23 protein-coding genes are annotated in these 25007 nt (G+C 66.4%); 21 read left to right on the top strand and 2 right to left on the bottom strand.

Annotated elements, in window-relative coordinates:
• Positions 1 to 30: 30 nt before the first annotated feature.
• Positions 31 to 1008 carry a thiamine-phosphate kinase gene (gene thiL, locus DVU99_RS02910; protein WP_114238706.1) on the top strand — a complete coding sequence of 326 codons (978 nt, stop codon included), beginning with the start codon at positions 31 to 33 and terminating at the stop codon, positions 1006 to 1008.
• Positions 1005 to 1505 carry a phosphatidylglycerophosphatase A gene (locus DVU99_RS02905; protein WP_114238705.1) on the top strand — a complete coding sequence of 167 codons (501 nt, stop codon included), beginning with the start codon at positions 1005 to 1007 and terminating at the stop codon, positions 1503 to 1505. The genes thiL and DVU99_RS02905 overlap by 4 nt, the downstream gene beginning before the upstream one ends.
• A gap of 39 nt (positions 1506 to 1544) precedes the next feature.
• On the opposite strand, the gene DVU99_RS02900 is transcribed toward DVU99_RS02905, so the two are convergent.
• A complete protein-coding gene (locus DVU99_RS02900) occupies positions 1545 to 2294 on the bottom strand; it encodes a dienelactone hydrolase family protein (protein WP_114238704.1) in 750 nt (249 codons plus the stop codon).
• Positions 2295 to 2855: 561 nt separating this feature from the next.
• On the opposite strand from DVU99_RS02900, the gene DVU99_RS02895 reads away from it, so the two are divergent.
• On the top strand, positions 2856 to 3422 hold the full coding sequence (locus DVU99_RS02895) for a hypothetical protein (protein ID WP_157971328.1): 567 nt from the start codon (positions 2856 to 2858) through the stop codon (positions 3420 to 3422).
• Between the two features lie 85 nt (positions 3423 to 3507).
• Here the strand turns inward: DVU99_RS02895 and DVU99_RS02890 are convergent, their stop codons facing one another.
• Positions 3508 to 4518: an NAD(P)-dependent alcohol dehydrogenase gene (locus tag DVU99_RS02890; RefSeq protein ID WP_114238702.1), complete on the bottom strand. Its 1011-nt coding sequence runs from the start codon at positions 4516 to 4518 to the stop codon at positions 3508 to 3510.
• 155 nt (positions 4519 to 4673) lie between these two features.
• Here DVU99_RS02890 and DVU99_RS02885 point away from each other — a divergent pair, with 155 nt between their 5' ends.
• The 18 genes from DVU99_RS02885 (at position 4674) to DVU99_RS02800 (ending at position 24980) form a co-directional block, all read left to right on the top strand.
• Positions 4674 to 5642: an aldo/keto reductase gene (locus DVU99_RS02885; RefSeq protein WP_114238701.1), complete on the top strand. Its 969-nt coding sequence runs from the start codon at positions 4674 to 4676 to the stop codon at positions 5640 to 5642.
• A gap of 152 nt (positions 5643 to 5794) precedes the next feature.
• Positions 5795 to 6682 (top strand): subclass B3 metallo-beta-lactamase, encoded by an 888-nt coding sequence (gene bla / locus DVU99_RS02880; protein ID WP_114238700.1) that lies wholly within the window; start codon positions 5795 to 5797, stop codon positions 6680 to 6682.
• Positions 6683 to 6751: 69 nt separating this feature from the next.
• Positions 6752 to 6970, top strand: a complete 219-nt coding sequence (hemP, locus tag DVU99_RS02875) for a hemin uptake protein HemP (protein ID WP_114238699.1) — start codon at positions 6752 to 6754, stop codon at positions 6968 to 6970.
• A gap of 146 nt (positions 6971 to 7116) precedes the next feature.
• Entirely contained in the window at positions 7117 to 7704 is a 588-nt protein-coding gene (locus DVU99_RS02870) for a hypothetical protein (RefSeq protein WP_114238698.1), read from the top strand.
• A gap of 173 nt (positions 7705 to 7877) precedes the next feature.
• A complete protein-coding gene (locus DVU99_RS02865; protein WP_114238697.1) occupies positions 7878 to 9149 on the top strand; it encodes an efflux RND transporter periplasmic adaptor subunit in 1272 nt (423 codons plus the stop codon).
• Positions 9150 to 9262: 113 nt separating this feature from the next.
• Positions 9263 to 9985, top strand: a complete 723-nt coding sequence (locus DVU99_RS02860) for an ABC transporter ATP-binding protein (RefSeq protein WP_114238696.1) — start codon at positions 9263 to 9265, stop codon at positions 9983 to 9985.
• A gap of 62 nt (positions 9986 to 10047) precedes the next feature.
• Positions 10048 to 11361, top strand: coding sequence for an ABC transporter permease (locus DVU99_RS02855; protein ID WP_114238695.1), 1314 nt, complete (start codon positions 10048 to 10050; stop codon positions 11359 to 11361).
• A 10-nt stretch (positions 11362 to 11371) separates the two neighbouring features.
• Positions 11372 to 12604 carry an ABC transporter permease gene (locus DVU99_RS02850; protein ID WP_114238694.1) on the top strand — a complete coding sequence of 411 codons (1233 nt, stop codon included), beginning with the start codon at positions 11372 to 11374 and terminating at the stop codon, positions 12602 to 12604.
• 49 nt (positions 12605 to 12653) lie between these two features.
• The gene (locus DVU99_RS02845; RefSeq protein ID WP_114239035.1) at positions 12654 to 13967 is read left to right on the top strand and encodes an ABC transporter permease; all 1314 of its coding nucleotides are present in this window, start codon (positions 12654 to 12656) and stop codon (positions 13965 to 13967) included.
• Between the two features lie 15 nt (positions 13968 to 13982).
• Entirely contained in the window at positions 13983 to 15212 is a 1230-nt protein-coding gene (locus DVU99_RS02840; protein WP_232823420.1) for an ABC transporter permease, read from the top strand.
• A gap of 33 nt (positions 15213 to 15245) precedes the next feature.
• Complete coding sequence (locus DVU99_RS02835) at positions 15246 to 16550, top strand: ABC transporter permease (protein WP_114238693.1); 1305 nt, start codon at positions 15246 to 15248, stop codon at positions 16548 to 16550.
• Between the two features lie 10 nt (positions 16551 to 16560).
• Complete coding sequence (locus tag DVU99_RS02830) at positions 16561 to 17784, top strand: ABC transporter permease (RefSeq protein ID WP_114238692.1); 1224 nt, start codon at positions 16561 to 16563, stop codon at positions 17782 to 17784.
• A 55-nt stretch (positions 17785 to 17839) separates the two neighbouring features.
• Complete coding sequence (locus DVU99_RS02825; RefSeq protein WP_114238691.1) at positions 17840 to 19162, top strand: ABC transporter permease; 1323 nt, start codon at positions 17840 to 17842, stop codon at positions 19160 to 19162.
• Positions 19163 to 19173: 11 nt separating this feature from the next.
• Positions 19174 to 20388 carry an ABC transporter permease gene (locus DVU99_RS02820; RefSeq protein ID WP_114238690.1) on the top strand — a complete coding sequence of 405 codons (1215 nt, stop codon included), beginning with the start codon at positions 19174 to 19176 and terminating at the stop codon, positions 20386 to 20388.
• A gap of 154 nt (positions 20389 to 20542) precedes the next feature.
• Positions 20543 to 22345 carry a DUF885 family protein gene (locus DVU99_RS02815; RefSeq protein WP_114238689.1) on the top strand — a complete coding sequence of 601 codons (1803 nt, stop codon included), beginning with the start codon at positions 20543 to 20545 and terminating at the stop codon, positions 22343 to 22345.
• Between the two features lie 46 nt (positions 22346 to 22391).
• Positions 22392 to 23159 (top strand): PDZ domain-containing protein, encoded by a 768-nt coding sequence (locus DVU99_RS02810; protein WP_114238688.1) that lies wholly within the window; start codon positions 22392 to 22394, stop codon positions 23157 to 23159.
• Between the two features lie 88 nt (positions 23160 to 23247).
• Positions 23248 to 24588, top strand: coding sequence for a sigma-54 dependent transcriptional regulator (locus tag DVU99_RS02805; RefSeq protein WP_114238687.1), 1341 nt, complete (start codon positions 23248 to 23250; stop codon positions 24586 to 24588).
• Between the two features lie 80 nt (positions 24589 to 24668).
• On the top strand, positions 24669 to 24980 hold the full coding sequence (locus tag DVU99_RS02800) for a hypothetical protein (protein ID WP_157971327.1): 312 nt from the start codon (positions 24669 to 24671) through the stop codon (positions 24978 to 24980).
• The last annotated feature ends 27 nt before the right edge of the window (positions 24981 to 25007 follow it).

Genomic DNA, 25007 nt, shown 5'->3' with positions numbered 1-25007 from the left:
CCGTCGTCTTTCAGCCAGGGGTGGCGCGCCATGGAATTTCGCCTCATCGACCGCATCCGCGAACGCACCGCGCAGGGGCGCGAGGACGTGCGCCTGGGCATCGGTGACGACGCGGCGCTGGTGGCCCCGCCGGCAGGGCAGGAGCTGGCCATCGCCATCGACACCCTGGTCGAAGGCGTGCATTTCCCCGCGGGCACCGATCCGGCCGACATCGGCTGGAAGTCGCTGGCGGTCAATCTTTCCGACCTCGCCTCGATGGGGGCGAGTCCGGCCTGGGCGCTGCTGGCGCTGACCCTGCCGCGCCAGCCGGCCGAGCACGTGCAGGCCTTCATCGACGGCTTTGCCGAGGGCTTCGCGCAGCTGGCGCAGCCGCATCGGCTGGCCCTGATCGGCGGCGACACCACCCGTGGCGGCCTGAGCGTCAGCGTGGCGGTGCATGGTTTCGTGCCGCCGGGGGAGGCGCTCACCCGCGCCGGCGCGCGTGCCGGCGACGTGGTGCTGGTTACCGGCACGCTGGGCGATGCCGCCGCCGGCCTGCAGTTGCTGCAGCGGGGGGCGCGTGTCGACGAGGGCGATGGTCGCGCTGCCTTCCTGATCGAACGCCTGAACCGGCCCACGCCGCGGCTCGCGGCGGGGCTGGCGCTGCGCGGTCGGGCCACGGCGTGCATCGATGTCTCCGACGGTCTTCTCGCCGACCTCGGCCACATCTGCGAGGAAAGCAGCCTGGGCGCCGAGATCGAGGCACCGCTGCTGCCGCGCTCGCCGATGCTGCTGGGCGCCTTCGACGAGCGCAGCGCGCGCGATTTGGCGCTGGCCGGCGGTGACGACTACGAGCTGTGTTTCACCGTGCCCCCGGCCCTGGTGGCGGAGGTGCAGGGCGATCTCGCCCGCCTGGGATGCGGCGCCACGCGCATCGGCCGCATGGTCGAGGGCTATGGCGTGCGCGTGCGCGACGAACAGGGCCATTGGCTGGAAGCCACTCACCGCGGCTGGGACCATTTCGCATGAGCGACAAGACCATCCTCACTCCCGAACAACGCCGCTTGCTGCTGGCCACGCCCGCGGGCTGGCTGGCCTGCGGCTTTGGCTCAGGCCTGGCGCCAGTGGCGCAGGGCACCTTTGGTTCACTGGCCGCACTGCTGCCTTGGCTGTTGCTGCGCAGCTTGCCGCTGCAGCTCTACGTGTTCGCGGTGGCAGTGGCCTTCGTCATCGGTGTATGGGCCTGCGGCATCGCCGGGCGCGTGCTTGGCGTGGACGATCACCGCAGCATCGTCTGGGACGAATTCGTGGGCCTGTGGATCGCCCTGCTGCCGGTGCTGGCGGGGCCGTGGTGGGGTGTGGTGCTGGGCTTCGCGCTGTTCCGCCTGTTCGACGTGTGGAAGCCGTGGCCGATTCGCCAGCTGGACCGTCGCCTCAAGGGCGGCGTGGGCGTGATGGTGGATGACGTGGTGGCCGGCGTGTTTGCGGCCGTCGTGCTGGAGCTGGTGCTGGTCTCGTTGCGCTGAGCGGGCGGGCATCGTCGCCGATGCCCGCCGCGCGTTCGATCAGTGCGAGGCGAGCTTGCGGCCGAACAGGTCAGCCAGTGCCTGCCAGTGGCGCTCGTACGCCGCCGCGTTGAAGGCCGGGTGGTCCGGCACCGCAAAGCCGTGATGGGCGCCGGCATAGATCAGCACGGTGTGCGCCACGCCGGCTTCGGCCAGCGCCTGCTCCAGCTGGGCCTTCTGTTCCAGCGTGAAATGCACATCCTCGTCGGCGCCGGCAACGTAGACCTCGCCGGTGATGCCCTTCACATGGCGGTGCGGGCTGTCCGGCTGGTCGGTGGCCAGGCCGCCGCCGTGGAACGACGCGATGGCGGCGAGGCGAGTGGGGAAGGCGCCAGCGGCGGTCAGCGCGATGTTGCCGCCCATGCAGTAACCCGTGGCGCCCAGCGGGCGACCCTTCACTTCCGGGCGCTCGGCCAGGTAGTCCATGAAGTCGGAGGCGTCGTTGACCTTGCGCTCACGGGTCAGCGTGCCAAGCATGCGCATCAGGTTGTCCTTCAGCGCGGCATCGCTGAACACCTGGGACGGCACCATCGGCTCGTACGGCCCCTCGCGGTAGAACAGGTCCGGCAGCAGTACGGCATAGCCGTCATCGGCCAGGCGCTGGGCCATCTCGTTCAGCGTGGGACGAACGCCCACTGCGTCCATGAAGAACACCACGCCCGGCCAGGGACCGTTGCCGTGGGCGGGCGTGAACAGCGAGGCAGGACAGTGGCCGTCGCGGGTGGGAATGGTGACGTCGATGCGTGGCATGGGGAAGATCCCGGCTGGTGGGGGTAAGCAGCCATTATAGATATATGAGGGTATCCTCATAATGAAAAACATTTCATGCAGCCGTTTGGAAGGAGCGTGGCTGCATCGCGAGTTCTTGCGCATGCCTGCGCGCGTTGTAGCGACGGCGGTTGTCGCCCTGGGGGCGTGGGGGGCTTGCCTCCGGGCCTGGCCCCCACTGCAGGTTGTCCCTCCGGCAGGGTCTGGACGTCCGTTTGAATGAGGGTGGCACCCATGCTGCTGCTGCCGCATGAAGGTGAAAGCGGCACCGTAAATTCCGCCCATTCGGTGTGTGCGGGCGCAGCACATACGCACAATTCCTATGGTGCGGGCCGCAAAGCTGGGGCATCGTTCGCTTCGACCGTCGCCGTGGACAGCGACAGGTTGGCGAGTCATCGACAGGGGATGCCCAGCGTTGTCTTCTCGTGGGACGGCCCTCCGTCAGGCCGCCGGTGCGTGGTACGACCGGGTTGGCCCGGTCTCTGCATGATCGGAGTGGAAGGGGTTTCACGGTAACGTTCGAGTCAGGGGGTTCCTATGCGCATGCTTCTCAAGATTGCATGTCTGGTGGCGCTGCTGTGTGCGCCGCTGATCGCCGCGGCGGCGGGCGCCGTGCCATCCGGGCCGTGCAGGTTGATTGATCCGACCACCTGCTCGACGACCAGCGACCTTGCGCGCGCCTCGGGCTTCACCGAGGCATTGGGGCATTTCGCCTCGGGCACCAAGGCCAGCTACTTTCGCTCCAACCGCTCGTTGAGCGAGCAGCTATTGTCCGGATTGGGTGGCGCGGCCGAGTCGGTGCAGGCACTGCCGGACAAGAACTACCTGTTTGCCGGCTGCCTGTCGCGCGATTGCGGCGGCATTGCCTCGGCGGTGATCGTCAACGAGTACGGCCAGATCCTGGCCATCGGCTTTTCCAGTTTCCACTGCGATTCGATCTGCGACGACCAACGCTACCTGGATTTCTATTTCCGCAAGGACACCCAGGACGATGCCCTGGTCGCTGCGCTGAAGTCATGGGGCACCAGCGACAAGCTGCACAAATCGCTGATTCATCCCGAGGCCGATGACAATATCGAAAAGCGTATAGACGTCCATATCATTCCATGAGCCGAGGGCGGCGTTCGCCCCGCGGCAGCGGCACAACAGGCTCGAATGCAGTGCGGGCCTGTTGTGCTGCAATGGCCAGGGGCGCCTAGGCCTCCAGCACGATGCGATAGCGCGCCTTGCCCTCGGCGAGATGTTTGAGCGCCTCGTTGACGCTCCCCATCGGGAACATCTCCACTTGTGGACGGATATCGTGGCGGGTGGCGAAGTCCAGCATGGTGGCGATGTCGATCGGTGATCCGGTGGGCGAGCTGGAAACTTCGCGTTCGCCCAGCATCAGGGTGAACACCGAGACGGGAATGGGCTCCATCACCGCTCCCACCACGTGCATGCGCCCCAGCGGCGCCAGCGTGCCCATCAAGGCCGCCCAATCCAGCGGCACGTTCACCGTCGCCAGCAGCAGGTCGAGCGTGCCGGCCATCCCCCTGATGGCCTTGGGGTCGCGGCTGTCGACCACATGATGCGCGCCGAACGCGCGGGCCTCGCCGGCCTTGGCCGCGTTGGAGGTGAAGGCAGTGACTTCGCAGCCCCAGGCCTTGGCGAACTTGAGCGCCATGTGGCCCAGCCCGCCGATGCCGACCACGCCGACACGGGCAGTGGGGCTGATCTCGTAGGCCAGGAACGGGCGCAGCACGGTGATGCCGCCACACAGCAGCGGGCCGGCGCTGGCCAGGTCGATGCCATCGGGCAACGGCACGGCCCAGGCCCAGTGCGAGCGCACCTTGTCCGCAAAGCCACCCTGGTGGCCGCCGCCGATGGTAGGCAGCAGTTGCGCGCACAGGTTCTGGTGGCCTGAAAGACACTGGTGGCAGTGCATGCAGGTGGCCGCGGTCCAGCCGACGCCCACGCGCTGGCCGATCTTGAGTCCCTTCGCCTGCGCCCCGAGCGCGCTGACTCGGCCGATGACCTCGTGACCGGGCACGAACGGAAAGCTGGCCGTGCCCCATTCGTTGTTGATCATGGAAAGGTCGGAGTGGCAGATGCCACAGTAGTCCACCGCGACCTCCACTTCCTCCGCCCCCAGCGGTCCCAGGTCAAATGCCGTGAGTACCAGCGGTTGCCCCGCCTGTTGAACCGCCCAACCCTGCATGTGCGACATGACCTGGCTCCGAGAGTGGAAGTGACCTGCGTGTCGAACGCTTGAGCGTAGTGCCCGTGTCGTCGCCACGGCGTATAGATGCACATGTAGATGCGCATGGACGCCGACGGCGTAATCTTGGCATCCTGATCGATCCCCGTTACCGGAGCATTCCCGTGCAATATCGACGTCTAGGCACATCCGGCCTGCAGCTGTCGGCGCTTTCGTTCGGCGCCTGGGTGACCTTTGGCAAGCAGGTGGGCCGCGCGCTGGCGCGCGACCTGCTGGCGATGGCGCATGATCGCGGCATCAACTTCTTCGACAACGCCGAGACGTACAACCACGGCGTCGCCGAGACGCTGATGGGTGACGTGCTGGCCGACCTGCGGTTCCCGCGTGACAGTTACTGCGTGTCGAGCAAGGTGTTTTTCGGCGCGGTGGACAACCCGCTGCCGACGCAGCGCGGGCTTTCGCGCAAGCACGTGATCGAGGCCTGCCACCAGGCCCTGCAACGCCTGCGCGTGGAGCACCTGGACCTGTACTTCTGTCACCGCCCCGACCCGGACACGCCGATCGCCGAGACGGTGGCCGCGATGGATACCCTGGTGCGCCAGGGCAAGGTGCTCTACTGGGGCACCAGCGAGTGGCCGGCGGAGGCGATCATCGAGGCCCATCGCGTGGCGCGCGACCATCACATGTATGCACCGGTGATGGAACAGCCGCAGTACAACCTGCTGCACCGCGAGCGCGTCGAGCAGGAATACGCCCCGCTGTACGACAGCTACGGCATGGGCACCACCATCTGGTCGCCGCTGGCCTCGGGCCTGCTCACCGGCAAGTACAACGACGGCGTGCCCGATGACGCGCGACTGGCCCAGCCCGGCTATGAATGGCTGCGCGAGGCGATTCTCGACCATGGTGGCGAAAGCCTCGCCAAGGTGCGCCGGCTCGCGCCGATCGCCAGCGAGCTGGGCGTGTCGATGGCGCAGCTCGCCATTGCCTGGTGCCTGGTCAATCCGCACGTGTCCACGGTGATGCTCGGCGCCAGCAAGCTGGAACAGCTGGAGCACAACCTGGACGCGCTGGAGCTGGTACCGCGGCTGGACGCCGACGTGCTCAAGCGCATCGGGCAGGCGGTGGCCTGAAGCGAGGTCCTCACGGGAGAGCATGGCCGGTGACGGGACACCGGCTTTGCCCCCGGCTTGCCAGACTTCGCCCCTGCTTCGCCTGACCACGGTACTGGTCGTTCGCAGGCATCCGTCACCATGGGTGAGCCCTCCACAAGGAACGACACCGCATGAAGCCCCTACGCCACGCACTGTTCGGCTGCCTCGCCCTGGTCGCTGTTGCATCGGCCCATGCCGACCACCCCGAATGGACACGGCCGCGAAAGCCCTTTCGCATCTACGGCAACACGTATTACGTCGGCACTGAGGGACTCTCGGCCATCCTGCTCAAATCGGCGGATGGCCTGGTGCTGATCGACGGCACGCTGCCGGAGAACGCGGCGCAAGTGGAAGCCAATATCAGGACGCTGGGCTTCCAGTTGAAGGACGTGAAGCTGATCCTCAACACGCATGCGCATGCCGATCACGGCGGAGCCATCGCCGCCATTGCACGCGACAGCGGCGCGCGCGTGGTAGCCAGTGCAGTGGGTGCCAGGGAGTTGATGCTGGGTGGGCACTATCCGGACGATCCGCAGTTCGGCGAGGCGCCGGAGTATCCGCCCGTTCCGCATGTCGATGTGGTTGCGGACAATGGCGTTGTGCGTCTGGGGGACGTGGTGGTTACCGCGCACTACACGCCCGGGCATACGCCCGGCAGCACCAGCTGGACCTGGGAGTCGTGCGAAAACGACCGCTGCCTGCACATGGTGTATGCCGACAGCCTGGGCGCCTTCACCGCCGACGGTTCCGGCTATCGCTACAGCGACCCGGCGCATCCGGAGCGCGTGGCTGACTATCGGCGCAGCATCGCCATGGTGGCGGCGCTGCCCTGCGACATCCTGATGTCACCGCACCCGGGCCAGAGCGATTTCCTGGAGCGCGTGGCTCGCCGCGATGCCGGCGAGAAGCCCAATCCGCTGATCGACACCGGGGCCTGCCGTGCCTATGCAGCCGAAGGCAGCCGTATGCTCGACGCCAAGCTGGCGAAGGAGCAGGCGGGGCAGGGTGCCGCACCGTGAATCAGGGAGTTGACACTCAAATGAGAATTATTATCATCTGAGCGTCACCCCCGACCGCGGAGCACACCCATGACCACGACGGTTCTGTCTCTCCCCCAGGGCGCCGAAGCGCTGTCACGCCCGTTCCGCCTGCTCAGCCTCAAGGCGCCACTGGAATCTGCCGGCCCGGCTCGGCGAATTTCCAGCCAGTCCCTGCTCAAGGGCGAGCGCGAGCTGGTCATCCAGCATCAGGGCAACGAGTACCACCTGCGGCTCACCCGCAACGACAAGCTGATCCTGACCAAGTAACGCCGTCCCCCGATGGAGTACTTCATGGGGCAAGGATGCCCAACTCCTCCGTTCCGGCCTGCATGCCGGAACAGTCACGCCCAGGCCTATCGCCACGCGCTCCCTCGGGAGCGCCAGCCGGGTCGCCTCCATCAAGGAGAATGACGATGCTCGGCTGGCTCGCCCACGCCTTTGCCACGATCCGTCCGTCCAGCCACGCCGCGGCCTGCACGATCAGCCGTTGTGCGGTGCCGATGACCGGCGCCGCACTGGCGTCGCGGCTGCCCCTGCTGGGCGGCGTACTCTATCTGCCCGCGCGTTGCGCAGTGAGTGCCAGTGATGCGGCCTTGCCGCCTGGCTGGCTCGCTGCACGGCGTGAACTTTCCCCGCTGCTGGAAACCCAGGAGCTGGTCGTGTCTAGCATGATCGGTGCGGATGGTCCGCGCGAATGGATCGACTGCGTCGACGCCGCCGGCCACCCGTGCGCGCGCCTGCATCTGCTGCCCGATACCGACTACCTCGCGTGGGATGCGCTGCTCAGCAAGTCGCGCCCGTTGCCACCCGTGCCGCTGGGGCCCGAGCAGGTCAGCTGCCGCGCCAGCCACGCGGAGCTGGTGTGCTTCCGCGTGCGTCGCCTGGGCGCGCTGGATGTACTGGAGACGCTGCCCTCCGGCCCCCTGTCCGCCCTGGGGCATCACCTCGCCCAGGAGATCGCCCGCGCCGCGGCGGTCGAGCTGGAGCCCGCACGCGACTAGCCGTCCGCGGACGCTTGTCCGCCTGTCCGTGCCAGTGTCCGCGGACAGCGCGTCCTGGTGGTGGTGTGCTCACAAGTCATTGAAATAGCGTCGATAAAACGCGAATTTCCGCTTGGCACGGGGATTGCTGAGTAGGGTCAGGGGCCGCATTGTCCGCGGCCAGGGACCCATCGATGATTCGCGATACCTCCGCTCAAGACCGTCTGGTCGAGGTCAAACCCAATCGCAAGCGCCGGGCGCTGTGGATAGGCACCGGCGTCGTCGCGCTGGTGCTGCTGGCGCTGGCCGGGCCGCGCATAGGTCGGCTGTTTTCCGCCGATGCCTCGGTGAGCAGCTCCCGTCTTGCCTTCGCCACCGTGTCACGCGGCCCGTTCGTGCGCGACATCGCCGCCGAGGGCAAGGTGGTGGCGGCGGTCAGCCCCACCTTGTACGCCGTCTACGGCGGCGCGGTGACACTGAAGGTGCACGCCGGCGACGCAGTGAAGAAGGGCCAGGTGCTGGCGGTCATCGACAGCCCCGAGCTCACCAACAAGCTCGCCCAGGAAATGAGCGCCGCCGACGCCATGCAGGTCGATTACCTGCGCGCCCAGATCGATGCGCGCAAGACGCGCGGCGAGCTGCAGAAGGCCTACGACAACGCCCAGATCGACGAGCAGGGCGCGCAGCGCGACCTGGCCCGCTACCAGAAGGCCTTTGCGCAGGGTGCCGTGCCCAGCATGAATGTGGACAAGTCCAAGGATGAGCTGGAGAAGGCCCGCATCACCCTGGAACACGCCAAGACCGACCTGGCCACCAACACCGACAGCCTCAACTTCGACATCCAGTCCAAGAAGCTCGCGCACGATCGCCAGTTGCTGCTGGTGAAGGACCTGCAGCGCCAGGTCGACGACCTCAACGTGAAGTCGCCGGTGGACGGCCAGGTCGGCCAGCTGTTCATCGCCGAGCGCGCCACCGTGGCCAAGGACGCCCAGCTGCTCAGCGTGATCGACCTATCCGCGCTGGAGGTGGAAATGAAGGTGCCGGAGAGCTTCGCCCGCGATCTCGGCATCGGCATGTCCGGCGAGATCAGTGGCAACGGCACCACCTGGAAGGGCCTGGTCAGCGCGATCTCGCCCGAGGTGGTGAACGGTGAGGTGGCCGCCCGCCTGCGCTTCGAGGGCTCCACGCCCAAGCAGTTGCGCCAGAGCCAGCGCCTTTCGGTGCGCATCCTGCTCGACAAGCGCGACAACGTGCTCACCGTGCAGCGCGGCTCGTTCGTCGACGAATCCGGTGGCAGCTACGCGTACATCGTGCACGACGGCGTGGCGGAGAAGCACAACATCCGGGTCGGCGCCAGCAGCATCGACAAGGTGGAGATCCTGGATGGCCTGAAGGAAGGCGACAACATCGTGATTTCCGGTACCGACAGCTTCAAGGGCGCCCAGCGCGTCGTGATAAGCAACTGAGTTGCGGGAATGGGGAGTCGGGAATAGGGAATAGTGAAGAGCACAAGCTCGCCGCACCCTTGACCGATTCTCTATTCCCGATTCCCTATTCCCTGGCGACGAAGGAGCCAACCATGCTCAAGATGACTCATCTGTCCAAGGTCTACCGCACCGAAGTGGTGGAGACCTACGCGCTGCGCGATTTCAACATCAACGTGAACGAGGGAGAGTTCGTGGCCGTGACCGGTCCGTCCGGCTCGGGCAAGACCACCTTCCTCACCATCGCCGGCTTGCTGGAAACCTTCACCGGCGGCCAGTACCACCTGGACGGCGTGGAAGTGAGCAACCTCAACGACAACGAGCGCTCGCGCATCCGCAACGAAAAGATCGGCTTCATCTTCCAGGCGTTCAACCTGATTCCCGACCTCAACGTGTTCGACAACGTCGAGGTGCCGCTGCGCTATCGCGGCATGAAGGCCCCCGAGCGCAAGGAGCGCATCATGAACGCGCTCGATCGCGTGGGCCTGGCCTCGCGCGCCAAGCACTATCCGGCCGAACTGTCCGGCGGCCAGCAGCAGCGCGTGGCGATCGCCCGTGCGCTGGCCGGCTCGCCGCGCCTGCTGTTGGCGGACGAACCGACCGGCAACCTGGACACGCAGATGGCCCGTGGCGTGATGGAGCTGCTGGAGGAGATCCACCGCGAGGGCGCCACCATCGTGATGGTGACCCACGATCCGGAGCTGGCCGCCCGCGCGCAGCGCAACGTGCACATCATCGACGGCCAGGTGGTCGACCTCGCCGAGGACCCGCGCTTCCATCACGCGGTGCACCAGGCGCGCGCCAACTCGCCGGCCTGACACCACGGAACAGGATGCCTCCCGCCCGGCGGGAGGCCGACATCGCCCCGGAGCGGACGCCCATGTTTGCCTATTACCTTCAGCTTGGCCTGCGCAGCCTGCGCAAAAATCCGCTACTGACCGCGCTGATGGTGATGGCGATCGGTTGTGGCGTGGCCGCGTCGATGACCACCTATTCGGTGTTCCGCGCGACCTCCAACAACCCGATCCCGCAGAAATCGTCGGTGCTCTACGTCCCGCAGATCGACAACTGGGGGCCTGAGGATGCGGCCGACAACAAGGGCGAGCCACCGCCGGCGATGACCTACACGGACGCGATGAACCTGATCCGCGACCATCGCGCACGGCACCAGACCGTGCTGTATCCCGCCGACCTCTCGGTGGTGCCGAACGATCCCAGCATGCTGCCGTTCCGCGAGAACAGCTACGCCTGGTATACCGACGCCTTCGCGATGTTCGACATCCCGTTCCTGTACGGCTCGGCCTGGACGCAGGACGACGACAATGCCCACGCGGACGTCGCGGTGATCGGGCGCGAGCTCAACGACAAGCTGTTCCACGGCGCCAACAGCGTCGGGCGCGACATCAGCCTCAACGGCCGCCAATATCGCATCACCGGCGTGATCGACACCTGGAACCCGTCGCCGCTGTTCTTCGACGTGGTCAACACCAACGGTTTCGACGATGCGAGCGAGGTGTTCATCCCGTTCACCCGCGCCGTCGACCTGAAGATTCCCACCAACGGCAACAACAACTGCAACAAGGATCCGGGCCCGGGCTGGGACAGCTGGATCCACTCCGAATGCATCTGGCTGGCGTACTGGGCCGAGCTGCCCAGCACGGCCGACGCGGACAGCTATCGCCAGTACCTCACTGGCTATTCCGCCGAACAGCAGCGTTCGGGCCGCTTCCACTGGGCGCCGAACACGCGGCTGCGCAACGTCACCGAGTGGCTGGATTACCAGAAGGTGGTGCCGCAGGAGGCCAAGGTCTCGCTGCTGGTGTCGCTGGGCTTCCTGCTGATCTGCCTGGTCAACACGGTGGGCCTGCTGCTCGCCAAGTTCATGAAGCGTGCACCGGAAATCGGCGTGCGCCGCGCGCTGGGCGCCTCGCGCAAGGAGATCTACGCGCAGTTCCTGATCGAGGCCGGAGCGATTGGCCTGGCCGGCGGCCTGATCGGGCTGTTGCTGACGGGTCTTGGCGTGCTGGGCGTGACCCTGGTGTTCGAGCCGGACATCGCCAAGCTGGCCACGCTGGACGTGAAGCTGGTGCTGCTCACCCTGCTGGTGGCCGTGATGGCGACCGTGCTGGCAGCGTTCTATCCCACCTGGCGGGCGGCGCAGGTGCAGCCGGCCTGGCAGCTGAAGTCCAACTGAGGCGACGACCATGATGCAAATCAAACCGATCCTGGCGGCCCTCAAGCGTCACAAGGCCGGCACCATCCTGATCGCGCTGCAGATCGCGCTGACCTTGGCGATCGTGTGCAACGCCCTGTTCATCATCCATCAACGCCTCGACCGCGTGGCGCGACCCACGGGCCTGGACGAAAGCAACCTGATGGCGATCTCCACCCGCTACGTCGGCATGGATGACAAGGACACCGGCGCCGCGATCCGTGGCGACCTGGCGGCCTTGCGCCAGCTTCCCGGCGTCGAGGACGTGGTGTCCATCAACTCCTATCCGCTGCGTGGCGGTGGCTGGTCCACCGGCGTGCGCGTGAACGTGGACGACAAGAAGCCCAAGGGCCACACCACGCTTTACTTCAGCGACGAGCACACGCTGGCCACCTTCGGCACCAGGCTGGTCGCCGGGCGCAATTTCCAGGCTGACGAGATCGGCGAGGCCGATCCCAAGTCGGTGGGCGATCCGGCCGTGGTCATCATCAGCAAGGCGCTGGCCGACAAGCTGTACCCCGATGGCACGGCGCTGGGCAAGCCCATCTACATCGGCGACACCAAGAAGCCGAGCACCGTGGTGGGTATCGTCGAGCGCCTGCAGGTGCCGTGGAACGGCAACTGGTCCGACACGTTCTTCGAGAACGCGATCATCGAACCGTTCCGCCTCACCGGCTCCTTCACCAATTACCTGATCCGCAGCAAGCCCGGACAGCTCGATGCGCTGCTCAAGGCCGCGCCGGCCGCGCTGTACAAGGTCAACCGCATGCGGGTGATTCCGTCCGACCGCGGTGTGCGCACCTTTGCCCAGGTCCGCGAGCGTGCCTATCGCGCCGACCGCGGCATGGCCATCCTGATGGGCGTGGTGTGCCTGGTGCTGCTGGCCATCACCGCCGCCGGCATCGTGGGGCTGACCAGCTTCTGGGTGGGGCAGCGCCGCAAGCAGATCGGCGTGCGCCGCGCGCTGGGCGCCACCCAGCACGACATCCTCAGCTACTTCCTCACCGAGAACCTGTTGATCGGCGTGGGCGGCGTGGTGGTTGGCGCCGTGCTCGCCATCGGCATGAACCTGTGGCTGGTGACCCAGTTCGAGATGGCCCGCCTGTCCGTGCTCTACGTGCTGGTCGGCGTGGTGGCGTTGTTGCTGCTGGGGCAGGGCGCGGTGCTGGCGCCGGCGCTGCGCGCATCGCGCGTGTCGCCGGTCGAGGCGACGCGTTCGGTGTGAGCACGGATGACCAGCGGATCAAGGGCACACTGAGGCATACATGAGCGGCATGTTTTTCCATAACCTGCGACTGGGCGCGACAAGTCTGCGGCGCAACCCGCTGCTGACGGCGCTGATGATCATGTCGATCGGGTTCGGCGTGGCGGCCTCCATGGTCACCTACGCCGTGTTCCGTGCGGTGTCGGGGGACCCGATCCCGCAGAAGTCCGCTCAACTGTTCGTGCCGCAGATCGACAACCGCGGCCCACAATACAACCGCCACGGCGAGCCGCCCGACGCGCTCAACTACACCGATGCCATGGCGCTGATGCGGGCGCACAAGGCACCCCGGCAGACGCTGCTGTTCCAGGTGGGGCTGTCGGTCATGCCCGATGACGCCCAGCGCATGCCGTTCAAGGCCGTTGGCTATGCCACTTTCAGCGACTTCTTCAACATGTTCGACGTGCCATTCCAGTACGGTCAGGGCTGGGGCCCCGGACAGGACGAGTCGCGCGAGCCGGTGGTGGTCATCAGCCGCGCGCTGAACCAGAAGCTGTTCGGCGGCGCCAACAGCGTCGGGCGCGAAATCACCATGGACGATCGGCACTATCGCATCGTGGGAGTCACCGAGAACTGGGATCCCAAGCCGCGCTTCTTCGACATGTTCAGCGGCAATGCGTATGCCATGCCGGCGCAGGTCTATATACCGTTCAATTATGCGGTGGCGCAGCGATTCGATACCTACGGCAACAACAATTGCGGCAGTGACGGCAAGCGTGGCGACGACTGGGGCAGCTGGTTGCACGGCGAGTGCGTGTGGGTCAGCGCCTGGGTCGAGCTGGACACCGCCGCGCAGGCGGAGGCCTACCGGCAGTACCTGGATGGCTATGCACGTGAACAGCGCGCGGCAGGCCGCTTCAACTGGCCGCCCAACAACCGCCTGCGCGACGTCGCTGCCTGGCTGGACTATGAGCACGCCGTGCCGCCGGAGAGCCGGATCTCGCTGTCGTTGGCGCTGGGCTTCCTGGTGATATGCCTGGTCAACACGATCGGCCTGTTGCTGGCCAAGTTCATGCGTCGCGCGCCCGAGATCGGCGTTCGTCGGGCGCTGGGCGCCTCGCGTGCGGACATCTATCGCCAGTTCCTGGCGGAAGCGGGCATGGTCGGCCTTGCCGGTGGCGTGCTCGGGCTGGTGCTCACCGGACTGGGCATGTTCGGCATCGGGCTGGTGTTCGAGCCGCAGATCGCCCAGCTGGCCCGCATGGACGTCTCGCTGGTGCTGCTGACGCTGGTGGTGGCCATTGCCGCCACGGTGCTGGCCGCTTTCTATCCCACCTGGCGGGCGGCGCAAGTGCAGCCCGCCTGGCAGCTGAAATCCAACTGAGGCGAGGCGCGCATCGTGCAGATCAAGCCGATACTTTCCGCGCTGCGCCGGCACAAGGCCGGCACCTTCCTCATCGCGATGCAGATCGCGCTGACGTTGGCCATCGTGTGCAACGCATTGTTCATCATCCAGCAACGGCTGGCCCACTTGTCGGAACCGACCGGTGTGGACGAGCAGAACATCCTGGTGATCCAGAACGAATGGGTCGGCAGCTCTACGCCGGCGCAGGCGGATGCGCGCATCCGCGAGGACCTGCGCGTGCTGCGCGAGCTGCCAGGTGTGGCCGACGCAACGGCGAGCAACTCCTACCCGTTGCGTGGCAGTGGCTGGGACGACGGCGTCAAGCTGAAGGCGGACCAGCTGCAGGACAGCTCCGGCGCCACCATCTACTTCGGTGACGAACGTTTCCTCGGCACGCTGGGCCTGAAGCTGGCCGCCGGGCGCAACTTTCGCGCCGAGGAAATCACTGGCATGGACGTGCGCGACCGGCTGGCGCCGCCAGTGGTGATGGTGACCCGGGCCCTGGCCGACAAACTGTTCCCTGGCAGCGATGCGGTGGGCCAGACGATCTATCTCGCCGGCAGCCCGACCACCATCGTCGGCGTGGTGGATCTGCTGCAGGCGCAGAGCGTGGATCGCTGGGCGTCGGCATTCGCCTATCGCTCGGTGATCGTGCCGAGGCGATTGGGGATCTCGCTTGGCGGTTTCTATATTGTGCGGGCCATGCCGGGCCAGCTGCAGGACGTGATGCGCGCCGCGCCCAAGGCCTTGTTTGCGAACAACCCGCGTCGCGTCATCAACGACGAGGATGGCGTGCTCAGCTTCAAGGAGGTGCGTGCACGTGCCTACGAGCGCGACCGGGGCATGGCGATACTGATGGGCGTGATCTGCCTGGTGCTGCTGGCGATCACGGCGGCCGGCATCGTGGGCCTGACCAGTTTCTGGGTCGGCCAGCGCCGCAAGCAGATCGGCGTGCGGCGCGCACTGGGCGCGACGCGCCAGGACATCCTGCATTACTTCATGACCGAGAACCTCCTGATCAGCGTGGGCGGGGTCCTGGCAGGCATGCTGCTCGCGGTGGCGATCAACCTCTGGCTGGTGACCCGCTTCGAGATGCAGCGGCTGTCCTTGCTGTATTTGCTGGGGGGCGTGGTGATCTTGCTGTTGCTGGGCCAGGGCGCCGTGCTGGCGCCGGCGATGCGCGCGTCGCGCGTACCGCCGGTGGAAGCCCCGCGGTCGGTGTAACGGCACGGAATACGAAAGGGGAGAAAGGCAGATATGTTCGGCTATTACCTGGATCTGGCTCTACGCAGCCTGCGTCGCAACCGCATGCTCACGGCGCTGATGGTGCTGGCCATCGCGCTGGGCATCGGCGCCAGCATGACCACGCTGACGGTGTTGCACGTGCTGTCGGGCGACCCGCTGCCCGGCGCCAGCAGCACGCTGTTCTACCCGCAGATCGATCCGCGCGACATGGATGGCTACGAGGAGGGCAAGAAGCCGCCGGACCAGGTCACCTGGATCGACGGCATGAACCTGCTGCATGCCAAGCGCGCGGCACACCAGGCCTTGATGACAGGCGGCGCGGTACCGGTGCAGCCTGCGCAGTCGTCGATCGATCCGTTCTACAGCGACGCCCGCTTCACCAGTGCGGATTTCTTCCCGATGTTCCAGGTGCCGTTCCTGTACGGTCATGCCTGGGGCGAGTCCGACGACGATGCCAAGGCGCGCGTGGTGGTGATCAGTCGCGCGCTCAACGACAAACTGTTCGGCGGCAAGGACAGTACCGGCCAGACCTTGCGCGTGAAGGACACCGCGTTCCGCATCGTGGGCGTGATCGACAGCTGGCGCCCGAATCCGCACTTCTACGACATCAACATGGGCAATTACTCGGGGCTGGAGGATGTGTTCGTGCCGTTGACCACCTCGGGCGACGTGCGCCTGGACCACAACGGCTCGATGGATTGCTGGGGCACCGGCAGTGGCGATGATGATCACATGGAGACGCAGCCGTGCGTGTGGCTGCAGTTCTGGGTGCAGCTCGATGGCGCGGACCAGGTGAAGGCCTATCGCGACTACCTGGTGCATTACTCGCAGGAGCAGAAGTCGCTGGGGCGGTTCGAGCGTCCGGTCAACGTGGCCCTGCCGGGCCTGATGGAGTGGCTGGACATCAACAAGGTGGTGCCGGGCGACGTGCGCCTGCAGACCTGGCTGGCCTTCGGCTTCCTGCTGGTGTGCCTGGTCAATACGGTGGGGCTGATGCTGGCGAAGTTCCTGCGCCGGTCCGGTGAGCTGGGCGTGCGGCGCGCGCTGGGCGCATCCAAGCGCGAGGTATTCGCCCAGCTGCTGGTGGAATCCGGCGTGATCGGATTGGCGGGAGGCGTGGGCGGCCTGTTGCTGGCTTTCCTTGGCCTGTGGCTGGTGCGCCGCCAGCCCTCCGACTATGCGGCGCTGGCACATCTGGACCTCTCGATGCTGAGCATTACCTTCCTGCTGGCCGTGGGCTCCAGCCTGCTGGCCGGCCTGCTGCCCGCGTGGCGCGCATGCCAGATCGCGCCTGCCCTGCAACTGAAGAGCCAGTGAGGACACGCGCATGGAAATCCTTCCCATACTTTCGACCCTGCGCCGCCACAAGATCACCGCATTCCTGGTGATCATCGAGATCGCGCTGACCTGCGCAATCGTGTGCAACGCGGTCTTCATCATCAACCAGCGGCTGGACCGCATGGCCATGCAAAGCGGGATCGATGAGCATCGCCTGCTGCATATCGCCGTGGCGGACATCGGTGCCAGCCAGGACAAGAAGGCGCACATGCAGGAGGATCTGGCCGCACTGCGGCAGGTTCCGGGGGTGACTGACGTGGCCTCGGTCAATCAGGTGCCGTTCGGCAACTCCTCATGGAACAGCGGCATCAAGCTCGATCCCAAGCAGCGCATCTCCACGCTCAACGCGACCAATTATTACGGCGAGAACATCGCGCAGACGCTGGGCACGCAGTTGATCGCTGGCCGTCATCTGCAGGACACCGACTATATGGACATGGACGACGTAATGCGCGCGGCGGCGGCCAAGGACGCCAAGGCCATACCCCATGCCGTGGTGATCACCCAGAAGCTTGCCGAACGCCTGTGGCCTGGCCAGCCGCCGCTCGGCAAGCAGCTCTACCTGGCGGACTACCCCATCACCGTGGTGGGCGTGGTCAAGGAGCTGGTACGGCCGTCGATCTTGGACGACTCGGCCAGGAGCTACAGCATGATCCTGCCCATACGCATGGCCGTGGGTGAGTACATCATTCGCGTGGCGTCGCCGAACGACCGCGATCGCGTGCTTGCTGCTGCCGTCGCCAAGCTCAAGCAGATCAACCCCCACCGGGTCGTGTTGAAGAAGCATGTGATGGACGACATGCGCCACGACTTCTTCCGGAACGATCGCGCCATGGCCGGCCTGCTGGTGGGCGTGTGCGTGGCCCTGCTGGTGGTCACCGCACTGGGCATCGTCGGCCTTGGCAGTTTCTGGGTGGCGCAGCGGCGTCGGCAGATCGGCGTTCGCCGGGCGCTGGGCGCTACCCGGCGCAACATCCTGCATTACTTCCAGACCGAGAACTTCGTGCTGGCCACCATCGGCATCGCATTGGGCATGGTGCTGGCCTATGCCATCAACCTCCTGCTGATGACCCACTACGAGCTGCCTCGACTACCGGCCATCTACTTCCCGGTGGGCGCACTGGCCCTGTGGGTGATTGGCCAGTTGGCGGTATTGGGCCCGGCGATGCGCGCGGCGGCGGTACCGCCGGTGGTGGCGACACGGTCGGTGTGATCTTTGCGCCATCTCTTGCGCGGCAGGAGATGGCGCAACACAAAGGGCTACGGACATGTTCGGGTACTACCTCGATCTGGCCATACGCAGTCTCAGGCGCAACAGGGTGCTTACCGCGCTGATGGTGGTGGCGATCGCCGCCGGTATCGGGGCAAGCATGACCACGCTTACGGTGATGCACCTGTTGTCCGGCGACCCGGTGCCCACGCGCAGCAATACGCTGTTTTATCCACAGGTTGACCCGGATACGTCATTGACCGAACACGGGGAGCCAGCGGATGTCATGGATTACCACTCGGCAGTGGACCTGTGGCGATCGCATCGAGCCGATCGAGAGACCTTGGTGGCCACGGCCGGGGCCAAGCTGCGTGCCATTGATGTGAGGCAGCCCTCGTTGATGATCCGGGTGCTGGCGACCACGGCGGATTTCTTTCCCATGTTCGACGTGCCGTTCCAGTACGGCGGCGGTTGGCAGGCGGCCGATGACGAGTCGCGCGCACGCGTGGCGGTGATCTCGGCCCAGCTCAACGACAAGCTCTTCGGCGGCGCCAACAGCGTGGGGCGTAGCGTGCGCGTGCGCGGCAGTGAAGTGCGCATCGTCGGTGTGCTCAGGCCGTGGCGACCCTCGCCGCAGTTTTACGAGGTGGCGGGCGGCCGTTTCAGCAGCGGCAATACCGCCGGCTACTACGCGAGGCCGGAGGACGTGATGCTGCCGTTCTTCACGGGTGTCGAAGTGGCCGGTGACACGTTCGACGTGTTCAATTGTTGGCGCGTGCCTGACAACTTCATGCATCTGCCGGAGTCGCCCTGCTCCTGGGTTGCCATGTGGGTACAGCTGGGCAGCCCGGCCAAGGTGAGCGGTTATGCCCGTTTTCTGGCTGGCTATGCCGTGCAGCAGAAGCGACTGGGGCGTTTTACGCATGCAGACAACACGCGCCTGCGTGGCTTGATGCAGTGGTTGGATTACAACCGCGTGGTGCCCAGCGATGTCCGCCTTCAGGCCTGGCTGGCGTTCGCTTTCCTGGCCGTGTGCCTGTTCAACACCATTGGCTTGCTGTTGGCGAAGTTCCTCCGCCGCTCGGGTGAGATTGGTGTGCGTCGCGCGCTCGGGGCCAGTCGTCGCGCGGTGTTTGCGCAATGCCTGGTGGAGGCGGGATTGATCGGTCTCCTGGGTGGCATGGGCGGTTGGCTGCTGACCTTGCTTGGACTCTGGCTGGTGCGACGTCAGCCGGCGGCTTACGCGGATCTGGTGCATCTTGATCCGCTGATGTTTCTCACCACCTTCGCGTTGGCCATTGCAGCGAGCCTGTTGGCCGGCTTGCTGCCGGCCTTCCGTGCCAGTCGGGTCGCGCCCGGATTGCAGCTGAAGACGTTGTGAGGAGCCGAGTCATGCAGATTCGTCCGATACTCGCCGCCCTGCGTCGCCATCGTCTGGCTACCATGCTCATTGCGCTTGAAATCGCCCTGGCTTGCGCAGTGCTGTGCAATGCCTCCTTTCTCATATCGGGACGACTAAGCGCCATGCACGTCAACAGTGGCGTTGACGAAGCTTCGCTCGCGCTGATCAAGCTCACTGGTTTCGATGACGCCGAGGCCGTCGACCTCAATGCCCGCGTGCAGTCTGGGCTGACCGGCATTGCCGGCATGCAGTCGGTAACCGTCACCAATACCGCGCCCTTCGCAGACAAGGTAGGCACCGCCGGTGTCACCACGTCGCAGGAGCCGGGCCATCCCCGTGCCATCGTCGACTACTACATCGGCGGCCCGGGTACGTTCGAGGCGATGGGTTTGCGAGTGGTGGCTGGTCGGGGGCCTCAAGCGGACGACTATCACTCTTTCATCGGCTTCGTGCCGGATAACGCGCCGGTGCTGGTAACGCGCGCACTAGCCGAGCACCTGTGGCCGGGGACCGATCCGTTAGGGAAGGAGCTTTGGTGCGACCGCCTGCACTTCCGCGTGGTGGGCGTGCTGGAACACCTGGTGCGGCCCGACCCGGCCTCGTTCGCCCCGAATACGGCGGAATGGACAGTATTTGCCCCTGGTTTGCCGGGAACCAAGCTGGCCGGCACCTATCTGCTCAAGGCGGACCCGGCCCAATTGCCACGCGTGTTGCGGGAGGCGCGTGCGGCCATGGCCAGGCTCGCGCCGGATGCCGTGGTGGATGACGAGTTCAGTCGTCCGTTGAGCGAGATGCGCGAAGCCCGCTTTCGCCAGGACCGTGCCATGGCTGGCATGTTGGTGGGCGTCATCTGTGCGCTGCTGCTAGTGACTGCATTGGGCATCGTCGGTCTCGCCAGCTTCTGGGTGCAGCAGCGGCGCAAGCAGATCGGCATTCGTCGCGCGATCGGCGCCACGCGGCGGGACATCCTGCGCTACTTCCAGACCGAGAACTTCCTGATCGTCAGCGCGGGTATTGCGTTGGGGATGGTGATGGCCTTTGGCCTCAACCTGGTTCTGATGAAGTACTACGAACTGCCGCGCCTGCCGTGGACGTATTTTCCTGTCGGCGCATTGGCGCTTTGGGTACTGGGGCAGTTGGCGGTACTCGGCCCCGCCATGCGTGCGGCCTCGGTGCCGCCAGTGGTGGCGACACGCTCCGTATGATGGTTGATGCGGGCGTCTTGGCGTGGGATCTTGCGATGGCCCGCCGGGCTTGCGCGCAGGGCCGGGGGCGCAGGGCCGGTTCGTGCGCTTCGGCACGGGTAGGGCAGGCCTTTCATGTGGAGAATAGGGCTCATTTCAATCGGAGGGGTGTTCCATGAAGATTGGTCCGCGCATGGTGTTGGCGGGTTTGTTGATGTCGGCGGCGACGGCCGCCTCGGTACACGCCGCCACGGCGGATGTTCCCACCCGGGTGAAGGCGCTCAATGCGCTGCTGGCCGAGCAATGGCAGTACACGCTCGAGACCCAGCCTGAATTTGCCACCATCCTCGGCGACCTGCGCTACAACAGCCGCTGGAGCGACGCGTCGCCCGCGCAGGCGCAGGCGCAGTACCTGAAGAACAAGGATTTCCTGAGCCGTTTCGAAGCCATCGACACCACCGGCTTCTCCGACGACGACAAGCTCAACCAGCAGCTGATGGTGCGCCAGCTCAAGGACGCGCTCACCGCGCACGAGCTGAAGATCGACGAGATGCCGCTGGACCAGATGGGCGGCGCTCACCTGCGCCTGGCCGGCTTCATCAGCTCGATTCCGTTCGACAACACCAAGGAATACGACGACTACCTGGCGCGCCTGAAGGCGGTGCCGGCGCTGATGGACCAGGTGATCGAACTGTCCCGCCAGGGCATGAAGGACGGCATGATGCCGCCGAAGTACCTGCTGGAGAAGGTGGTCACCCAGATCGACAGCATCGGCCAGCCGGCCGGCATGGACAGCGTGTTCGCCGAGCCGCTGAAGCATTTCCCCAAGACGGTGTCGGCCGCCGACCAGAAGCGCCTGCATGATGCCATCCTGGCCGCGATCGACCAGCAGGTGCGCCCGGCGTACACCAAGCTCAGCCAGTTCGTGGCCAAGGACTATGCGCCGCACGGCCGCACCGAGCCGGGCGTGTGGCAGTTGCCCAACGGCGAGGCGATCTACCGCTTCGACGTGGAGCAGATGACCACCACCCAGGAAACCCCGGAGCGCATCCACGCGCTGGGCCTGTCCGAGGTGAAGCGCATCGAGGGCGAGATGACGGTGATCGCCAAGTCGCAGGGCTACGCCGACCTGGCCAGCTTCCGTGCGGCGCTCAAGAGCAACCCGAAGACCCACGCCACCTCGCGCGAGGACATTCTCAACCGCTACCGCACCTACATCGCCGGCATGCAGCCGGAGCTGCCCAAGCTGTTCGGCCTGTTGCCCAAGACCAAGGTGGAGGTGGTGCCGGTGGAGGCCTTCCGCGAGAAGGAAGCCGCCGCCGCCGAATACCAGCAGGGCACGCCGGATGGTTCGCGTCCAGGCAAGGTGTTCGTCAACACGGGTGATTACGCCAACCGCAGCGTGCTGACCATCGAGTCGACCGCGTACCACGAAGGCATCCCGGGCCATCACATGCAGATCTCGATCGCGCAGACCCTGCCCGAGCTGCCGCCGTTCCGCCAGCAGGCGGGCTACACCGCCTACATCGAGGGCTGGGCGCTGTATGCCGAGCGCCTGGGCAAGGACATCGGCTTCTACAAGGATCCGCTGTCCGACTACGGCCGCCTGTCGGACGAGCTGCTGCGCGCCGACCGCCTGGTGCTCGACACCGGTGTTCACTACAAGCACTGGACGCGCCAGCAGATGGTGGACTTCTTCCACCAGCACTCCAGCGAGGACGAGCCGGACGTGCAGGCCGAGACCGACCGCTACATCACCTGGCCGGGCCAGGCGCTGGCCTACAAGATGGGCCAGCTGAAGATCCTGGAGCTGCGTGAGCGCGCCAGGAAGGAACTGGGCGACAAGTTCGACATCCGCGCCTTCCACGACGAGATCCTCGGTGGCGGCGCGCTGCCGCTGGACGTGCTGGAAGCCCGCACGGACGCCTGGATCGCGTCGGTGAAGGCCGGCAAGGCGCCGGCGCATCCCAAGTCCTGAGTCACCGCGCGCCGCCTCCGGGCGGCGCGCTCTTGCGGAGGCAAGCATGAGAGGAACGACAAGGACACTGCTGCTGTTGGCGATGCTCGCATCGCCCGCGGTCGTGCTGGCGGGGCACCTGGCCTACCAGTCCGACAGCACGCTGCGCTGGCACGACAACGGCCGCTATCTGCACCTGGCGGCCGACAGGCAGGGTGGTGTGGATGTCCTTGGCGTTACCCCGGCCAGCCTGTGGGGCCTGGCCGAGGGCGACATCATCGTGCAGGCGGATGGGCATCCGGTGGACAACGTGGCCAACCTGCTGGCGGCACTGCAGGCGCACGGGGATGCGCCGATGCCGCTCAGGCTGCGCCGCGGGGGTGTGGAGCGTGACGTGACGCTGGCGGTGGAGGCGAGGGCACTGCTGGCCAGGCCACCCGCCCCTGCGTCGTCCTCCGCCGCGGCGGGAAGCACGGCCGCGGCCACTCCGCATCGGCTGGTGTTCCAGAGCGACAACAGCTTGCGCTGGCGCAGCGAGGGGCGCCGCTTGCACCTCGTCACCAGCAGGGGCAAGGATGGTGTCGACGTGATTTCGGTGGTGCCGGCGGCGTTGTGGGGGTTCACCAAGGGCGATGAGATCCTCGCCGCCAATGGCAAGCCGGTCCGCAGCGTGTCCGAGCTGCTGGTCCAGTTGCACGGGGCGGATGCGGCACCCGTTGCGCTGACGGTTCGCCGCGCGGGCGTCGAGCAGACGGTGCAACTGGCCGAAGGGGCCCGCGAACTGGCGGCGGCCACCGCGCCACCCGCCGCGGCGGCTTCTGCTCCGGGCGGTTGAGCCTATTGGGGGGTCCGCGACGAATGTCGCCGACCATGGCAACCTTTTGGCGTGGAGATGCATCCACGTCCATATGTGCAAGCGACGAATGCGAACTGTACTGATCATCGACGACAACCCGGCCGTGGGCGAGGCGCTCTCGCTCGCGCTATCCCTGCATGAGATCCGCCCGCTGATCGCACTCACCCCGGAGCAGGGGTTGGCGCTGCTGGAGAGCGAGCGGATCGACGTGGTGATCCAGGATATGAATTTCACCGCGGACACCACCTCGGGCGAGGAGGGTATCGCGCTGTTTCGTGCCATCCGCCAGCGGCACACCGACCTGCCGGTGATCCTGCTGACCGCGTGGACGCACCTGGAAACGGCGGTGGAGCTGGTCAAGGCGGGTGCCGCCGACTATCTCGCCAAGCCGTGGGACGATGCCAAGCTGCTGGCCACGGTGGAAAACCTGCTGGAGCTGTCCGAATCCACGCGAGAGGTGGCGCGCGCGCGCAACGAGCGCCGCCGTCGCCGCGAGGACCTGCAGCGCCGCTACGAACTGGACAGCCTGGTGTTCGCCTCCGAGGCCATGGCACGCACGCTGGAGCTGGCCTGCCAGGTGGCGCGCTCCGACGTGCCTGTGCTGATCACCGGTCCCAACGGCGCCGGCAAGGAGCGCATCGCCGCCATCGTGCATGCCAACTCGGGTGTCCGGCGCGGCCCGTTCATTGCGGTGAACTGCGGCGCATTGCCGGGTGAGCTGATCGAGGCGGAGTTGTTCGGCGCGGAGGCCGGTGCCTACACGGGCGCCAACAAGGCGCGCGAAGGGCGCTTCGAGCTGGCGGACGGCGGCACGCTGTTCCTCGACGAGATCGGCAACCTGCCGTTGTCGGGCCAGGTGAAGCTGCTACGCGTACTGGAAACCGGCCAGTTCGAGCGACTGGGCTCCGGCCGCACGCGCCACGTGAAGGTGCGCGTGCTGAGCGCGACCAATGCTGACCTGAAGGCGATGATTCGCGCCGGCACGTTCCGCGAAGACCTCTACTACCGCCTCAACGTGATCGAGGTGAACCTGCCGCCGCTGTCCGAGCGCGTCGACGACATCCTGCCGCTGGCCGAGTATTTCCTCGGCGGCCGCGCCGAACTCACGGACGCTGCGCGAGATGCGCTGCTGTCCTACCCGTGGCCTGGCAACGTGCGCGAGCTGAAGAACGCGATCGAGCGCGCGGCCCTGCTGGCTGCGGATGGACGCATCGCGCCCGAGCAGCTCAACCTGCCCCAGGTCGCCGCGTCGGCCGTGCGCAACCTCGACGAGCCCAGCCGCGAGACGGTAGAAGCGGCCCTGGACAAGGCCGGTGGCGTGGTCAGCCGGGCCGCCACGGCGCTGGGCCTGTCCCGCCAGGCGCTGTATCGACGCATGGAGCGCTATGGCCTGGCTCAGGCCAACTGAGCGGCGCTGGTCCCGGTGCGCGGCGATTGCCGGCGGTGCCGTGGGCGAGGATGATGTGGCAGGTGCCGTTGGAGTATCCGATGCGCTGTCGCCACCTGCTGCTCGCCGCCAGCCTGCTGTGCACCTGCGCCGTGGCGCAGGGCGTAGTGCAACCCGGCGTGCCGCCACCGGGCGGCATCTGGGCGTTGCCGGCGCCGGCGTCGAGCAGTCACGAGGGTTACCGCGACGCACTGAGCACGGCGGCAGACAATGCCAAGCGATTCAATTTCAGCGGGCAGGCGCCCAGCGACAACGCGCCGCCCGACCAGACGCCGATCCGCGTGATCATCAACAACGGCCACGGCCCTCATGTGAACTGCGTGCCGATGGGGCCGGCCAGCGGGTGCCATTGAAACGGATGTCCACAGGGGAGATGCCGC

The sequence above is a fragment of the Dyella sp. C9 genome, from assembly GCF_003332825.1.
GTDB lineage: Bacteria > Pseudomonadota > Gammaproteobacteria > Xanthomonadales > Rhodanobacteraceae > Dyella.
This window is presented reverse-complemented; position numbering and strand designations above follow the sequence as displayed.

Coding starts and splice junctions, on each gene's coding strand:
- thiL (WP_114238706.1), top strand. CDS start 31: ATGGAATTTCGCCTCATCGACCGCATCCGCGAACGCACCGCGCAGGGG.
- DVU99_RS02905 (WP_114238705.1), top strand. CDS start 1,005: ATGAGCGACAAGACCATCCTCACTCCCGAACAACGCCGCTTGCTGCTG.
- DVU99_RS02900 (WP_114238704.1), bottom strand. CDS start 2,294: ATGCCACGCATCGACGTCACCATTCCCACCCGCGACGGCCACTGTCCT.
- DVU99_RS02895 (WP_157971328.1), top strand. CDS start 2,856: ATGCTTCTCAAGATTGCATGTCTGGTGGCGCTGCTGTGTGCGCCGCTG.
- DVU99_RS02890 (WP_114238702.1), bottom strand. CDS start 4,518: ATGTCGCACATGCAGGGTTGGGCGGTTCAACAGGCGGGGCAACCGCTG.
- bla (WP_114238700.1), top strand. CDS start 5,795: ATGAAGCCCCTACGCCACGCACTGTTCGGCTGCCTCGCCCTGGTCGCT.
- hemP (WP_114238699.1), top strand. CDS start 6,752: ATGACCACGACGGTTCTGTCTCTCCCCCAGGGCGCCGAAGCGCTGTCA.
- DVU99_RS02870 (WP_114238698.1), top strand. CDS start 7,117: ATGCTCGGCTGGCTCGCCCACGCCTTTGCCACGATCCGTCCGTCCAGC.
- DVU99_RS02865 (WP_114238697.1), top strand. CDS start 7,878: ATGATTCGCGATACCTCCGCTCAAGACCGTCTGGTCGAGGTCAAACCC.
- DVU99_RS02860 (WP_114238696.1), top strand. CDS start 9,263: ATGCTCAAGATGACTCATCTGTCCAAGGTCTACCGCACCGAAGTGGTG.
- DVU99_RS02855 (WP_114238695.1), top strand. CDS start 10,048: ATGTTTGCCTATTACCTTCAGCTTGGCCTGCGCAGCCTGCGCAAAAAT.
- DVU99_RS02850 (WP_114238694.1), top strand. CDS start 11,372: ATGATGCAAATCAAACCGATCCTGGCGGCCCTCAAGCGTCACAAGGCC.
- DVU99_RS02845 (WP_114239035.1), top strand. CDS start 12,654: ATGTTTTTCCATAACCTGCGACTGGGCGCGACAAGTCTGCGGCGCAAC.
- DVU99_RS02835 (WP_114238693.1), top strand. CDS start 15,246: ATGTTCGGCTATTACCTGGATCTGGCTCTACGCAGCCTGCGTCGCAAC.
- DVU99_RS02830 (WP_114238692.1), top strand. CDS start 16,561: ATGGAAATCCTTCCCATACTTTCGACCCTGCGCCGCCACAAGATCACC.
- DVU99_RS02825 (WP_114238691.1), top strand. CDS start 17,840: ATGTTCGGGTACTACCTCGATCTGGCCATACGCAGTCTCAGGCGCAAC.
- DVU99_RS02820 (WP_114238690.1), top strand. CDS start 19,174: ATGCAGATTCGTCCGATACTCGCCGCCCTGCGTCGCCATCGTCTGGCT.
- DVU99_RS02815 (WP_114238689.1), top strand. CDS start 20,543: ATGAAGATTGGTCCGCGCATGGTGTTGGCGGGTTTGTTGATGTCGGCG.
- DVU99_RS02810 (WP_114238688.1), top strand. CDS start 22,392: ATGAGAGGAACGACAAGGACACTGCTGCTGTTGGCGATGCTCGCATCG.
- DVU99_RS02805 (WP_114238687.1), top strand. CDS start 23,248: ATGCGAACTGTACTGATCATCGACGACAACCCGGCCGTGGGCGAGGCG.
- DVU99_RS02800 (WP_157971327.1), top strand. CDS start 24,669: ATGCGCTGTCGCCACCTGCTGCTCGCCGCCAGCCTGCTGTGCACCTGC.